General features: G+C 66.6%; 16 protein-coding genes. All 16 read right to left on the bottom strand.

The genetic code is table 11. The annotated features are described in order from the left end of the window. Nucleotides 1–2,391 (bottom strand): phage tail tape measure protein, encoded by a 2,391-nt coding sequence (locus tag ACM2ZB_RS09915; RefSeq protein ID WP_416058366.1) that lies wholly within the window; start codon nt 2,389–2,391, stop codon nt 1–3. Between the two features lie 120 nt (nt 2,392–2,511). Beyond that, nucleotides 2,512–2,802, bottom strand: coding sequence for a phage tail assembly protein (locus ACM2ZB_RS09910; protein ID WP_313434989.1), 291 nt, complete (start codon nt 2,800–2,802; stop codon nt 2,512–2,514). An 80-nt stretch (nt 2,803–2,882) separates the two neighbouring features. Beyond that, nucleotides 2,883–3,386, bottom strand: coding sequence for a phage major tail tube protein (locus tag ACM2ZB_RS09905; RefSeq protein WP_416058365.1), 504 nt, complete (start codon nt 3,384–3,386; stop codon nt 2,883–2,885). 2 nt (nt 3,387–3,388) lie between these two features. Then, nucleotides 3,389–4,591 (bottom strand): phage tail sheath C-terminal domain-containing protein, encoded by a 1,203-nt coding sequence (locus ACM2ZB_RS09900; protein ID WP_416058364.1) that lies wholly within the window; start codon nt 4,589–4,591, stop codon nt 3,389–3,391. Between the two features lie 103 nt (nt 4,592–4,694). Then, complete coding sequence (locus tag ACM2ZB_RS09895; protein WP_416058363.1) at nt 4,695–5,354, bottom strand: hypothetical protein; 660 nt, start codon at nt 5,352–5,354, stop codon at nt 4,695–4,697. Nucleotide 5,355: 1 nt separating this feature from the next. Continuing rightward, nucleotides 5,356–7,461 carry a tail fiber domain-containing protein gene (locus tag ACM2ZB_RS09890; RefSeq protein ID WP_416058362.1) on the bottom strand — a complete coding sequence of 702 codons (2,106 nt, stop codon included), beginning with the start codon at nt 7,459–7,461 and terminating at the stop codon, nt 5,356–5,358. A 7-nt stretch (nt 7,462–7,468) separates the two neighbouring features. After that, entirely contained in the window at nt 7,469–8,248 is a 780-nt protein-coding gene (locus tag ACM2ZB_RS09885) for a phage tail protein I (RefSeq protein ID WP_416058361.1), read from the bottom strand. Then, nucleotides 8,241–9,137, bottom strand: coding sequence for a baseplate J/gp47 family protein (locus ACM2ZB_RS09880; protein WP_416058360.1), 897 nt, complete (start codon nt 9,135–9,137; stop codon nt 8,241–8,243). Before ACM2ZB_RS09880 ends, ACM2ZB_RS09885 begins: the two co-directional genes overlap by 8 nt. 2 nt (nt 9,138–9,139) lie before the next feature. Beyond that, complete coding sequence (locus tag ACM2ZB_RS09875; RefSeq protein ID WP_416058359.1) at nt 9,140–9,478, bottom strand: GPW/gp25 family protein; 339 nt, start codon at nt 9,476–9,478, stop codon at nt 9,140–9,142. Nucleotides 9,479–9,530: 52 nt separating this feature from the next. Beyond that, a complete protein-coding gene (locus tag ACM2ZB_RS09870) occupies nt 9,531–10,121 on the bottom strand; it encodes a phage baseplate assembly protein V (protein WP_416058358.1) in 591 nt (196 codons plus the stop codon). Beyond that, a complete protein-coding gene (locus ACM2ZB_RS09865; RefSeq protein ID WP_416058357.1) occupies nt 10,118–10,672 on the bottom strand; it encodes a hypothetical protein in 555 nt (184 codons plus the stop codon). The genes ACM2ZB_RS09870 and ACM2ZB_RS09865 overlap by 4 nt, the downstream gene beginning before the upstream one ends. 106 nt (nt 10,673–10,778) lie before the next feature. Beyond that, nucleotides 10,779–11,066 (bottom strand): hypothetical protein, encoded by a 288-nt coding sequence (locus ACM2ZB_RS09860; RefSeq protein WP_416058356.1) that lies wholly within the window; start codon nt 11,064–11,066, stop codon nt 10,779–10,781. Beyond that, nucleotides 11,002–11,370, bottom strand: a complete 369-nt coding sequence (locus ACM2ZB_RS09855; protein ID WP_416058355.1) for a hypothetical protein — start codon at nt 11,368–11,370, stop codon at nt 11,002–11,004. The genes ACM2ZB_RS09860 and ACM2ZB_RS09855 overlap by 65 nt, the downstream gene beginning before the upstream one ends. Continuing rightward, nucleotides 11,367–11,852 carry a glycoside hydrolase family 104 protein gene (locus ACM2ZB_RS09850; protein WP_416058354.1) on the bottom strand — a complete coding sequence of 162 codons (486 nt, stop codon included), beginning with the start codon at nt 11,850–11,852 and terminating at the stop codon, nt 11,367–11,369. The genes ACM2ZB_RS09855 and ACM2ZB_RS09850 overlap by 4 nt, the downstream gene beginning before the upstream one ends. After that, a complete protein-coding gene (locus tag ACM2ZB_RS09845) occupies nt 11,849–12,196 on the bottom strand; it encodes a hypothetical protein (RefSeq protein WP_416058353.1) in 348 nt (115 codons plus the stop codon). The genes ACM2ZB_RS09850 and ACM2ZB_RS09845 overlap by 4 nt, the downstream gene beginning before the upstream one ends. After that, the gene (locus ACM2ZB_RS09840; RefSeq protein ID WP_416058352.1) at nt 12,193–12,618 is read right to left on the bottom strand and encodes a helix-turn-helix domain-containing protein; all 426 of its coding nucleotides are present in this window, start codon (nt 12,616–12,618) and stop codon (nt 12,193–12,195) included. The genes ACM2ZB_RS09845 and ACM2ZB_RS09840 overlap by 4 nt, the downstream gene beginning before the upstream one ends. Between the last annotated feature and the right edge of the window lie 302 nt (nt 12,619–12,920).

Below are 12,920 nucleotides of genomic sequence, written 5' to 3'. Positions count from 1 at the left end.
TCAGTTCCTGTCTGCGAGGCCACTGCGGGCGGCAACGGCGTTGCGGCGCTGCAGCTCGTCGGCGGTGCGGCGTGCGAGGGCATCGCCGGATTCCCCTGGCTGCTGGTGGATGGTGATGTTGTTGGTCTGTTGCTGCTGCACGTTGGGCACCACGCGAATCGATGGCGAAGGCAGGGCAGGGGCTGCGCGGCCCTGGGCGCCACCGAGTTCGACCGGGCGCCTGCCGGCGGCATCTCCGCCCACCGCGGCCACGCCTGCGATGGCACCTGCTGCCGAGCTGGCTCCCGCTGCACCGGCGCCGACGGCGGCACCGAGGGCCGGGCCCTCACCCCCGCCGAAGCCGAGCTTGTCCATGACCCAGCCCACGCCTTCCAGAACCGGCTTGAGCTTTGCCAGGATGACATCGAAGGCTGCGGTCGCCTTCTCGCTGACGAAGTCCCAGGCCGCGCCCAGCGATTCGGTGATGAAGCCGGCCACGGTGCCTAGCAGTTCACCCAGCCAGACCACCGACTGCACCACGCCACCGATGACCTCGATGACCATGCGGAAGTTGAACAGCAGGGCCTCGCCGACCACCGCGCCGATCTCGGCCACGCGTGACAGCTCGTTGCCGGTGTACTGCGCAGGTTCCATCAGCTTGGACAGCCAATCCCAGGCCTGGCTGATCAGTCCGCTCATCACTTCCCACGCGGGGCGCAGTGGTTCGACGGCACGCATCAGCTCCCCCATCGCTGCGCTGCCGGCAGTGCTGAGCCCATCCCAGACACCGCCAAGGAAGGCCTTGATCGGCTCCCAGTACTTGCGCACCAGGATGGCGCCGGCCGTGATCGCCGCAATGGCGATCGTGATCGGACCACCGCCGATGGCGGCCACGGCAGTGGCGACCACACGGAAGCCCGAGGCCAGGCGCATGGCCATCGGCCCGAAGCGCCCCATCTGTGCCAGCAGGCTGCCGCCACGGAACAGCTCGAAGGCCTTCTGCGCGGCCAGGATCGGGCCCTGGAGGAAGGTCCACGCGTAGCGCGCGCCGAGCACCGCCGTGCGCATGCCCAGCATGCCCACCACGATCTGGGTGGTGTTGGCGATCAGCTTCGGGTTTTCCTGCACGAACGAGGTCACCCCGTTCAGCAGATCGGTCAGCTTCAGCGCTGCTTCGCCGACAGCCGGAAGCAGCGCCGCACCGAAGGCCTTGGACAGGTTGTCCACGGCGATCTTCGCGCCTTCGATCTTTTCCGGATCGGTCTGCATGGCGTTGGCATAGGCCGCATCGGTGGTGCCCGCCGACCCGTTCAGTGCCTGGTCGCGGATGCGGATGTACGTATCCCAGTTCTCGATCATCGGCTGGACGAAGTTCTTCGCTTGGGCATCGCCGAACAGTGTGCCGATCTTCTTCTGGTCGCCTGCGGTGGCCTGGATGATTCCCTGCATGGCGGCATCGAAGGGATTGCCTCCGTTCGTCTGCGCGTCACCGATGATCTTGCGCAGATCCAGGTTGAGGCTCTTCTTCGCCTTGTTCTGCAGCTCCGGCGACAGCACGGCCGACATGAAGTTCTTCATGTTGCTGGCGGCCTTGTCGGCACCGCCGGCCGAATCCAGGGTGGCCTGCAGAGCCGCGCCCAGGGTGGCTGCCGCCGAGGTGCCCTGCAGTTTCATCGCTTCGAACGAGGAGCCCAGGGTGGGCAGCACGGCGGCCATGTCCTTCAGGCCCAGACCGCCCTGCCGGCTGTTGATCACCAGCACGTCCAGCGCGTTCTGCATGCGCGACGGATCGATATCGAACGACTGCTGCAGGGCGGCGGCGGCGTGGGCCACATCATCAATGCTGGCGCCGGTGACCGTGGTGGTTCGCCCGACGGCGCCCAGGCTGGCCTGGGCCGACTGCGCATCCATGCCGGCATCGATCATCAGCTTGATCGAGCGCTGCAGCGTGTCGGCGCCCTGGTTGGTCGCGCGCGACTGCTCCAGGATCGCCTGGCCGAGCGCGCTGACCTGGGCACGGCTGAGGTTGGCCGCCACGCCGATCTGCTGGTTCTGGCGAGCGAAGCCGGAGGCGTTCTCGACCGGCTTGGCCAGTGCGGTGACGGCGCTGCCGAGCGCGCCGCGCGCCTCGCCGAAGGCCGAACCGAGCGTGCCGCGCTTCTCCAGATTGGCGGCGCGCTTTGCTTCGATGCTCTCCAGCGCCACCTGCGAAGCACGCAGAGCATCGACCTGGGTACGCATGCGGGCGTACTCCTTGCTGGTCGTACTCATGCGGGCGAGCCTGCGGTCCAGCAGGGTCACCTCGGTGCCGAGGCGCTTGATGCCGTCGTTGGCGAAGGAGAAGGCGTCCTTCAGTGACTTGGACACTTCGCCGCCGATCGTGATCGTTGTCGTTTGAACGTTATTGGCCATTTACCGGCAACCCCTGAATCCACCAGATGAACTTCGACACCCGCAGCGTCATGATCTCGCGCAGGCCCCAGCCGGTATGACCGGCCAGGGCAAGCGTTCCCTGCCTGATCTGCGGCAGGGTCAGGTGGTAAAAAGCGCGACGCCGGCCTGCAGGCGGGCGTAATCGCGCAGCGGCATCTTGCGCACGTCGTCCGGTGCGATCTCGCACAGGTTGGCGATCATCCGCACCTCGCGCTGGGCGTCGCTGCCCTTGTCGTCCTGGTAGCGCTCCATGTCTTCCACGGTCGGTTCGCGCATGCGCAGCACGGCGGTTTCCATGCCGTTGACCTGGCGCGGGCGGGTGAGGGTGATTTCGGCGTAGCCGTCGCGTTCGATGACGGTGCCGGCGGCGGTCTTGGTCTTGCTGGACATGGATGCGTTCCTGGTTCGAGGGTGATGCGGAAAGCCGGGGGCGCAGCGCGCCCCCGGTGTACTTCGTTACGGCGGCGGGTTCAGATGCCCAGCGCGCCGCGGATGCCGGCCAGTGCATCCACACCGCCCTGGCGGGCGATCATGTTGACCACGTCGATTTCCTGCACGACCTGGGTGCCATGGGTCAGCTTGTAGTAGCTCAGCGCCAAACTGACCTTGATCGTGCCCTTCTCGCCAACCTTGGTTTCGCCGCGGTCCAGCAGCTTCACCTTGCCGCGCATGTTGTGCACGACCTGGGTCACTTCGCCGTCGTCGCCTTCCAGCGCTTCGCGGGCGGTGAAGCCGTATTCCTTGCTTTCGATCACGTGGAACTTGCTCATGATCTCCGCGTCGTCCGAGGCGAACTCGACATCGGCGGTCAGCTTTTCATGGCCCAGCACGATCTCGGTGGGGGCCAGCATGCCGCCGGCCTGGAAGTCCTCGGTCTTAAGCGACAGCTTGGGGGCGGTGAAGGACATCACGCTGCCGGCATAGCCCTTGCCATCGACGTAGAAGTTGAAGTTCTTGCGAATCTTGCGCGCCATGCTTAGAAGATCTCCGAGACGTAGTTGTTGTTCATGTGCATGCGGAAGGTCAGCTGCTCACCCGGGTAGGTCGGGGTGAAGTCGAAGTCCCAATAGAAGCGGCCCTGTGCCACGCTGTCGGCCGCGTTCAGTTCGGGGTCGATCCAGCAGTTGCCACCCAGGATCGCGCCCTGGGTCTTCAGCCCGCGCAGGAAGGCATTGACACCTTCGCGCACGTCATCGACGTAGGTCTTGCTGATGCCGCGGTCGACGGCCCACAGGTGGGCGGCTTCCAGGCTGTCGGCGATGATGTCGGCGGTGCGCACCACGCACAGGAACTGCCATTTGGCATCGGTGCTGGTGGTGCGGTTGCCCCACAGGCGGAAGCCGCCTTCGCGCACCACGGTCGCCACGTTGGCCTGGTTCAGCAGGTTGGCGCGGCTGGTCGCATCGGACAGGCCGAAGTCGATGGCACGTGCGGTACCGACGATGCCGTTGAGCTCCAGGTTGGACGGCGAAGCCCACCAGCCGCGTTCGTTGTCGCTGCGGGCGATGGCGCCGGCCACGGCACCGGAGGCGTAGCGGGTGACGATGGTGTCACCGGACTGCACCAGCAGTGCCGGGTCGACCACGTAGACGCGCTTGGAGCCGGTCAGTGCGGTGCTGGTCTTGGCGGCGTCGTCGTTGCTGTTCGGGCCGTCTTTGACGATGATCGCGCGCAGCTTGTCGGCGATGCCGAGCAGCTCGGCCACGACCGGGTTGGCGAGCACGGTGTCCGGGCTGGCCGGATCGGTCGGGTGCTGGTGGGTGAAGCCCGGTGCGACCAGGATGCGCGGCTTCACGCCGACAATGGACTTGGCCGCCAGCAGGGCATGCACGCCCTTGTAGCCGCCGGTCTGCGCGTCCACGCCGCCGATCACGTTGGCCAGGGTGGCGCTTTCGTTGGCGCCTTCCTCGACGCGGATGACGACAGCGACTGCGCTGGCCTGGTCGAAGATCGAATCGAGCGCGCCGGGCAGGGTGCCCGCTTCGGTACCGGCCTTCGCCGACAGCTTGGCGGCCTGCGACGGCGAGGTCACCAGGACGGGGGTGTTGATGGGGAACGCTTGGGCGTCAGCCAGCGGCGCGGTGCCGACAATGCCGATCACGCTGCTGGACGCGATGGCAATCGAACGGGCACCGGTGTCGATGTTGACGACCTGTACGCCATGGAGAAAATCGGACATTCGGGGTTTTTCCTCGGTGTGGTGGTGTGCCGCAGATGCAGGCGACGGGGATATGTTCGGAGAAGCGGGCCGCGGCGATAATTGCAGCCGTGGCCCAGGGGGATCAGACCCAGCCAGTTGCGCTGACGATCGCGCCGAACGACGAAACCTGGGCGGCGCCGCCTGCCCGACGCAGCGCAACGGACACGCTTACGTAGTCTTCGTCGGAGCGTGCCGACCTGGCCGGCACGCTGATGGACACGGAAGCCGACCGCGAGGTGGACAGCGAAACGAACGAGGGCGCGCTGGTGCTGAAGGAGGCCTTCTCAGGTGTGGGCGCGGTGATCTGCACTTCGTAATCGCCCGCGTTCGCGCCTGCCGGAAGCCAACGTCCGGAAGCAACCTGGGAGCTGCCGCCGTTTCCGCCGCCCGCGACCGAGGAATAGGCGCTGTACGTACCGTCCGAGTTCATGGCGAAGCTGACTGTTGCTGTCACGTTGCCCGTGGAGTTGGTCTTGGCGCCCGCGTGTGCGGAATAGGCCTTGCCGTGGAACGGCAGCCGATAGCTGGCCGTCCCCTTGGCTGCCCAGAGGTTGGACACATCCATGCCGCCGACGCGGTAGCCCACGTCCGGCCGCTTGCTGCCGTACTGGATGTGGGCGTAGCGGCGGCTCAGGTCGGAGCCAGTGAGCAGGAAGCCCGAGTCCGAGGATGTAGGACCTTCGATATAGGGGTCAAAGAGATCGTCCAGATCAATACCGGTCAACGCGTAGCCAGATGCCATGTCAGCGAGCTCCCTTCAGTACCCTTACTTCCTTCGCCAGCTCCTGAATCGCGCGGACCAGGACCGGAATTAGCTGAGATTCCTGGATTGAAGGAACTTTCTCGCCGCGATAATCAATTGCGCCTTCAAAGACGGCTTCCGGCACAACTTCCGACAACTGCTCAGCAATCATGAACATGCGACGCCGGTCGTCATTCACGAAGTCACTGTTGTAATGGCCGAAGTAGGTTTCGATCTTCTCGATTTCCGCCAGGCCATAGGAAAGGGGCGTCAACGGACGATCGCATTTCAGTTTTCGCGAGGATGGTCGGTTGAAGCCCGCAGGTGCTTCGACCACGCCAGATTTGGCAAGCCAGAACGACTGCCCATAGCCTCCGAAAGTGAACACGCGGTTGTCATCCGATATGTCGCCATGGAAATCGATGAAGCCCTGTGTCGTGGAATCGACTTCGCGCGCCAGTCTCCAGCGGGCAGACGACCAACCGTTTGCGCCATTGACCGTGCGTATCAGGGTTGTCTTCATTCCATCCATGTTCCCGCCATGCGGGATGACACAATGAAGAACCGCTTGTGAGTTCCACAGCCCGGTTCCCACGGGCGGAGATGCAATGGTGACGTAGCCAACGCCACCGTCTACGGTCAGTTTCGACGTTCCATTGCCTGCCAATAGCGCCAGTGAACCCTTTGCGTTCCTGTTGACCAGGAAGCCGTTGCGGTCGTTGCCAGTGTTCAGGCCTGCACCAAGCTCGATGTTTGCGACATCCAGATTGTCGTCGTAGAGCGCGATGCGCCCGGCGGCGTTACCCCTCATTCTCAACGGACCGGTCATGTCGCCGCCAGCTGCGTTGAGCTTTGCGTTCGGATCAAAGTTCCCACTCGTCCAGACGTTGCCACCGGAGCTGATCGTGGCGGTATACCCACCTTCCACGTTCTTGAGCGAGAACGACGAACCACTCTTGAACAGGTAGCTGTCGCCCGAGCCGAAGTACATGACACCGTCGGTCGCGACGTTGCCCCAGCCGGAGAGCCGCAGCGAGTTGCTCTTGATGCTGACGGCACCGGTGAACGTGCCGCCAGTGAGGTTGATCTTCGAATCCGGCGCGAAGTTCCCCGCATGCCAAATCGCCGATCCATTCCAGCGTGGGCCATCACCGTGCTTGATGGTGAGCTCGCTGCTGGCACCGCGGTCAGCACTCCACACGCGCCACAGCCCGGTGTTCGCCCAGCCGCCGATGAACGACTGTTCGGCGCCGGCGCTGCCGAATCCGACCAGAGGCGAGCTGCCCGCGATGAACTGCTGGTCGGTGAACGTGTTGCCTGCCTTCGACGCCTTGCCGTCCAGGGCCCCCTGCAGCCCGGTCACATCGGTGATCACATGCTTGTGGCCCACCGTGGCGAAGTCGCCGGCCAAGGCGAACTCGGAGGCGTGCTTGCCATCCAGGGTGTCGGCGTCCAGGCCGTTGCCATGGCCGGTGTCCTTCAGCGCTGCGCTCTTCAGTTCCAGTGCGGTGCGCGCAGCCGCAGTGCTGCCCGCCGAAAGCAGGGTTCTGGCCAGTGCGGTCGGTGCGGCGGCGCCAAAGCGCTTGTCGGTGTATGCACGCATGCCGCGCGGCGTCAGTGCGCGCTGCGTGTCGGCGCCATCCTCGGCTTCGGTATTGGTGGCCAGCTCGACCACGCCCACGACCTCGGTGGTGGCCGGCGGATAGATGAAACCGGCATCGCCGAACTGGATGAGCGCGGTGTCGATATCGGTGAACCGCGTATCCGTGGCGAGCAACAGCATCGAGGCAGCGGTCTTCTCCATGATCGGATCGGGCTGGCCATAGCTGGCGAACAGCGTGCCATCGGCCAGGTACAGGCCAAAGCCGCGCAGCGAGTACGCGGTGGCACTGTCGTCGCGGATGGTCACGTGCACCGTGTCGTCACCCACGGCCTGGCCGCCGAAGGTGGCCACGCGCTTGATCTCGCCGGGCAGGGCGGTCAAGCCGGCCGAGGGCGTGAAGGCCGTCGAGGTCAGGCCGATCTGGGTGACCAGGACGGCATTGGTGCCCGTGTTGGGTGTGTTGACCAGCTTGGCGAAGCCGGCGTCGGTGATTTTCAAGCGCATGCGGGGTTTACTCTCCGATCAGTTGGATGCGGCGGAAGGCCGTGGCGTGGGCGCCTGCAAGTGCGCCGACGGTGGCGTCGGCCTGCATGCCCTGGGTGAAGGTGAAGTGCGATCGCACCGGCTTGGTCCGGCTGATCTCACCGATGACGTCGTCGACGAACATGGCGGTGGCGGCTTGCCCGCCCTGGTTGGCGATGGTCATCACGGCTTCGAACGTGTGCGGTGGCCCCTTGGGTTGCAGTTGCCACCATTCGCGGATCAGGACCGACCCACCGAACGCTGCGACCACATCGCGGACGCTGCCGGCGGTTCCCTTGCGGCGCTGGATGGCGATGGCCGTACGTACGCGCGCGCGCTTCACCGCTTCGGGCCAGTACGCCTTCCATTCGTCCACCGACAGCGCCCAGGCCAGCCACGGCAGCAGCGGTGCCGGGCAGCGGTCGGCATCCCACAGCGCGGTGATATCCACCGGCAGCGGTCGCGCGATGATGGCGCGCGCCAGGCTGCGTTCGGCGTGGGTGGCATTGGGCGGCATCAGGTTGGCGGCGCGCGGTACCACGATCTGCGCGTCACCCTCGATGATCACGCCCGGTGCCGGGGCGCTCGCCAAGGTGATCGTGCCGCCGCTGATGGCGCCGTCCTGGATCCGCTGCCTGCCCAGCGCATCGGTGCGATACACCGCCTGCAGCGTGGCCAGGGCGCCACCCGGGTGGCGGAAGACACGATTGCGGCCATCGACCACACCGCCCAGCCGTGCGTTGATCAGGCGCGTGGTGGCGTCATTCATCGTTGCCGCCGTGAACCAGAGTGATGCCGGTGCAGTGCGTGGCCTGGGTACGGTCCACCACTACATCATCTACCGGCATGGTCAGCTCCACGCGCTGTACGCCCACGGCGTGCAACGCGGCGAACAGACCGGAACGGGTCACGTCGCGACCCAGGCGATGCGATTCGGCGATGTAGCGGTCCAGGCGGGCGCGTGCCTCGGCCAGCACCACCTGCGAATCGGGGCCGGCGAAGGTGTGCAGCGTAGCCTCGACGCGGTAGTCGACGATGGTGGCCGAGCGCACCAGCACATGGTCGGTGAGCGGCCGCACATCGTCTGCGCTCAGTTTCGCTTCAACGATGTCCAGCAGCGCGTGGCTGGCGGCACCATCGGCTTCGCGCGACAGTACTGATACCACGACTTCGCCTGGCGTCGCGCTGGTGGCGCTGGCGTCGAGCACGCGTGGATCTGCACTGAGCGCGTGGAAGACGTAGGCACCTTCCGGCCCCGCCACGCTGAACCCCTCCGGGCCCAGCTGGATGCGGCGGCGGAAGTCCTCATCGCTTTCGTAGGTGGGTGCGATGCCTTCCTGCGGCTTGCCCGCATCCAGTACCTGGCGGGCCACGCCGAAGATCGCGGCCAGCTGGTCCAGGTCGCTGCCCACTGCATAGGCCAGCATCACGCCACGTGCGGCGTCGTTGATGCGCTGGCGGTCGAGCAGGCGCAGGTAGGTGCAGACCTCCAGGATCTTGAACGCCGGGTCGGAAGGCAGCAGGGCGTCGAAGGTCGGGTCGAGCGCCTGCAGGGCGGTCAACGATTCATCGAACAGGGTTTCGAAGTCCAGGACTTCGATGACTGCCGGGGGCGGCAGCTGGGAAAGATTGACACTGGTGAATGAGCCGGATGCCACGGTCAGCGAACCTCGATTCCTTCGATGGTGAGGACCTCGCCGTCGGGCAGATGGATTCCGGTCACTGCCAGGATCATCACGCCAGGGGCGGGGATGGACACGTCGACGTTCTCGACGTGCAGTCGCGGTTCCCAACGCGCGAGCGCGTCGACGGTGGCCGCGGTGAGGTCCATGCGCAGCGACCGGTTGGTCGGCGCATCGATCAGTTCGAACACGCGCGAGCCGTACTCGCGGCGCAGGACCCGTGAACCCAGGGGCGTGGTGAGAACGTCACGCACGGATTGATGCAGATGGGCCAGCCCATCCAGGGATTTGCCGGTGTTGGCGTCGATTCCTCGCATGGTCTCTATCGTCGTGGAGTAGGGGTTTTCAGGGCATTGCAGGGGTGGCCCGTCATGCCTGTGCAGGCGTGGTCGGTGCGGTCGGGCCCTGCGCGGTGTGCTTGTGTGCCTTCAGGCCGATGGCGCCGGCCTTGACTTCGCCTGGCGTGCTGATGTCCTTGCCGGCGGTGATCGCGCCACTGACCTCCAGATCGCCGGTCGCTTGCACCGACGGCGTGTCGAGCAGCACCGATTCACTGGCATGCACTTCGGCGCGGGCGCAGTTGACGATCACCTGGCCGGTGCCGACGGTGACGGTCAGCGTGGTGGTCTGGCGGTCGTACTCGACAAGGCTGCCGTCGGCGTACTGCGTGCGGTGGACCTGGTGAGAATCGGCCGGCGCGGGGAAACGATCCTGGTGCAGGCTGCCGATCACCACGGCCTGGCCGGGATCGCCGTAGGGGCAGGCCAGCACCACCTGCTCACCCGGTTCGGGCGCGCACCAGCTGCGCACGCCCGGCCCGGCGCGTTGCTCCACCCAGGGGATCCAGTCGGTGAGCATGCCGTCGGCATCCACGCGCACGCGGCCCTGTGCATCGTCCAGTTCGCGCACCACGCCGAGCATCAGCAGGTTGCCGATCAGGCGCGACTGTTCGGCGCTCATGGCGCGCGCTCCGGCAACGGCTGGTAGTCATCCTCGTACGCACGGCCGATGTCCGGTGCGAAGCTGAAGGACGCCCGCGGTGTCACCCCATCGCCGTCCTGCCATGCGCTGCGACCCAGCGCGACCGGCAACGTCCATTCGACGATCCAGGCCGGTGCCGCGTCCGGCGTGGCACTGGTGGCGGCCGGCAGTGCGGCGATCACATCGATGGCATCACTGGGCGCGCCGGGGAAGCGGCCCAGCTGGTGCAGCCAGCTCGCCAGCGCTACGGCGGTACTGCGCAACTGCAGGGATGCGCCGGGCGTGCTGTCGGCCACGCTGATACGCGCCTCGAAGCGCAGCGCGGCCTTCATCTGGCCATCGCCATCAAGGTTTTCCCGGCTGCGGTCGCACCGTGTCATCGACAGCAGGCAGGCCGGCATCGGCGGTGTGTCGGCGGCGCCGCTGCGGTAGAACTCGACGGTCGCAAAATCGGGGAAGGCGATACGGATGGCGGCCTCGATCGCGGCGTGCAGCGCATCCAGATTGAGTGGAGAGGTATCGTTGGCCATGTCAGCTCGTGCGTGGAAGAAGGAAGGCGGCGGCCTGTATCCAGGCGGGCGCGCAGTCTCGCGGGAGGGGATGCGGCGGGGCATTGCAGGCGTGGCCGTGCCGCTGTCAGGGCGGTGCCTCACAACCGGCAGGGATGACCGGTGGCGTGCCGTTGACGGTGTAGCCGCGCTGGCTGCCCAGGCTGCACAGCAGCGCGCGCAGCTGGTCGGCCAGCGCGTGGTACTGGCGCGCCACGGCCACGTGGTTGCGCAGCAGGGCCAGGTCGTCGGCGCCGGTCAGGTCCGGCAGGTCCGGCGGTGGCTGCAGCTGCGCGGGTGCGATGTGCAGGTCAGGGGGAAGGGGCGCCGCCGGCGTTCGCTTCGCGCCAGATGCGCACGAACTCAGGATCAGCATCGCCGCGATCGCGGTGGGGGTTCTGTGCATGGGTCTGGATGTCCCGTTCAATGGTGGTGAACCGGCGCGCGTGTGCCGCCTGCGCGGCGAGGTACCGGGTTTCGCTGGCGGTGCCAGCGCGATGGTTGCCACGGTCCTGCTGCAGGGCGGCCTGCGCAGCGTCGGCACGCGCGGCCTGCGCGTGGTGCTGTGCGGTTGCCTGCGCCAGGTCGGCACTGCGGTCACGCAGTTCCCAGCCCAGCACCGCGCAGGCGGCGCAGCTGGCCGCGTAGCCGCCCAGCAGCAGGGAGCGTGGGAGGATCACTGCAGGGCTCCACCGGCGGCGCGGTAGGCAGCCTTCAGCGTGTCCAGCGCGTGCTCCTTCTGCCCGTAGCCGGCGCCTGGCAGCGAGGCCCAGATGTGGCGTGCGGCGCTGACCGCCGCCTCGAAGCGGCCGACACGGACCAGTTCGTAGGCGCCGCATTGCCTGAGCAGTGCGACGGCGGCGCGGTCCTGCGAAACCGGTCCGAAGTCGGGCAGGTCCAGGCGACGGCGGAGATCGTCCCAGGTGCTGCGCAGGAACTGGTAGCGCCCGGCGGCACTGGAGGAGATGCCATAGCGCGGCAGGGCGACCAGGACGCGGGGATGGTCGCGGTAGTCGGAGAACAATTGACCACCGACGATCACGTCGTAACCGCGGTCGCGGCTGCGCTGACTGGGAACGTCGGTGCCTTCGGACACGGCCAGCATGTCCAGGAAGGCGGCGACGTTGGTGCCGCCCAGGGCACTGGCTGCGGCGGCGGTCATGCCGTGCTCCCGCGCTTGCGCACCAGGTCCAGCAGGGCATCGATCTGCACGCTCTGCTGGGCGATCTGCGCACGCAGGGCGCTGACTTCACCACGCAGCTGGCCGATCTCCTGGGCCATGGCCTCGCGTTCGTGCATCAATCCATCGGCACGCAGCCGTTCGGCCGACAGTTGCTCCTGCAGCGCACGCAGGGTGTTGCCGGTGGCTTCATCGGCGGTGCGCTCGACCTTGGCCGAGGACAGCCACTGCCGCAGCCACAGCGACGCGGCCACCAGCACGCCAGAGGTGCCCCCCAGGTATTTGGCCCAGTCGGGCACGTTGGACAGCAGCTCGGTACCGTTCATGCGCGCGGGTACCGGTTGAGCACACCGGCATGCACCGGCGGCATCACCGTGCGTGCACCACGCACGGCACGCTTGATGGTGGTCTGCGATACGCCGAACTCGGCGGCGACGGCGTCACGCGGCATGCCGCTGGCCACGGCGCGGGCGATGCGTTCGCGGCGGTCGTGCGCACCGGCGGCGAAGCACGAGGCCAGGAACAGCAGCTCGCCACCGAAGTGGGCGACCAGCCGCTGTGCATCGGCATGGCCGAGGATGTCGATCAGGCGGTGGCGATCGGGCAGGGTGGCTGGAATGTAGACGATGACGCGATGGCGGCCGGTGCTGCTGGACGTGCTGGGCGGCCAGTTGCGGACCAGGGTCAGGGCGGCGGATTCGCCGATGACCTCGGCGAGGGTCTGGATGCTGTCAGGCAAGGCGTTCATGGGGCGATGGCTCGGTGGCATGGCTATCCACTGTTGCCATCCCGTATCGCCAGTCAACACCTTTCAGCTACTTTCGAGTATTCGCGTTGCCATGGCGAGGACGGGCGAGGATGAACCCCGATCCCGTTCGCAGGGCGTCTTCCCTGCAGCGTTCCTGCTTCCGGTTTGCCACATTTCCCGTACTCCTTGTACTCACCCTTGGCAAAGGCAGGGCAGAGAAGGGGAACAGGGCAGGGACAGGGTGAGGACGTCTTCCGGCGTCATCCTCACCGCCTGGCGGGCAGGGAGCGCCTGAAACGAAA

It is taken from the genome of Stenotrophomonas maltophilia (assembly GCF_047782825.1).
In the GTDB taxonomy this organism is placed as follows: Bacteria; Pseudomonadota; Gammaproteobacteria; order Xanthomonadales; family Xanthomonadaceae; genus Stenotrophomonas.
Note: the sequence above shows the minus strand (reverse complement) of the source record. Positions and strands in the feature narration are given on the sequence as shown.

What these genes read in the sequence shown, in the direction of transcription:
- ACM2ZB_RS09865 (WP_416058357.1), bottom strand. Translation starts at nt 10,672, where the DNA reads ATGGCCAACGATACCTCTCCACTCAATCTGGATGCGCTGCACGCCGCG.
- ACM2ZB_RS09905 (WP_416058365.1), bottom strand. Translation starts at nt 3,386, where the DNA reads ATGGCGCGCAAGATTCGCAAGAACTTCAACTTCTACGTCGATGGCAAG.
- ACM2ZB_RS09900 (WP_416058364.1), bottom strand. Translation starts at nt 4,591, where the DNA reads ATGTCCGATTTTCTCCATGGCGTACAGGTCGTCAACATCGACACCGGT.
- ACM2ZB_RS09860 (WP_416058356.1), bottom strand. Translation starts at nt 11,066, where the DNA reads ATGCTGATCCTGAGTTCGTGCGCATCTGGCGCGAAGCGAACGCCGGCG.
- ACM2ZB_RS09915 (WP_416058366.1), bottom strand. Translation starts at nt 2,391, where the DNA reads ATGGCCAATAACGTTCAAACGACAACGATCACGATCGGCGGCGAAGTG.
- ACM2ZB_RS09870 (WP_416058358.1), bottom strand. Translation starts at nt 10,121, where the DNA reads ATGAGCGCCGAACAGTCGCGCCTGATCGGCAACCTGCTGATGCTCGGC.
- ACM2ZB_RS09885 (WP_416058361.1), bottom strand. Translation starts at nt 8,248, where the DNA reads ATGAATGACGCCACCACGCGCCTGATCAACGCACGGCTGGGCGGTGTG.
- ACM2ZB_RS09845 (WP_416058353.1), bottom strand. Translation starts at nt 12,196, where the DNA reads ATGAACGGTACCGAGCTGCTGTCCAACGTGCCCGACTGGGCCAAATAC.
- ACM2ZB_RS09875 (WP_416058359.1), bottom strand. Translation starts at nt 9,478, where the DNA reads ATGCGAGGAATCGACGCCAACACCGGCAAATCCCTGGATGGGCTGGCC.
- ACM2ZB_RS09840 (WP_416058352.1), bottom strand. Translation starts at nt 12,618, where the DNA reads ATGAACGCCTTGCCTGACAGCATCCAGACCCTCGCCGAGGTCATCGGC.
- ACM2ZB_RS09850 (WP_416058354.1), bottom strand. Translation starts at nt 11,852, where the DNA reads ATGACCGCCGCCGCAGCCAGTGCCCTGGGCGGCACCAACGTCGCCGCC.
- ACM2ZB_RS09910 (WP_313434989.1), bottom strand. Translation starts at nt 2,802, where the DNA reads ATGTCCAGCAAGACCAAGACCGCCGCCGGCACCGTCATCGAACGCGAC.
- ACM2ZB_RS09895 (WP_416058363.1), bottom strand. Translation starts at nt 5,354, where the DNA reads ATGGCATCTGGCTACGCGTTGACCGGTATTGATCTGGACGATCTCTTT.
- ACM2ZB_RS09890 (WP_416058362.1), bottom strand. Translation starts at nt 7,461, where the DNA reads ATGCGCTTGAAAATCACCGACGCCGGCTTCGCCAAGCTGGTCAACACA.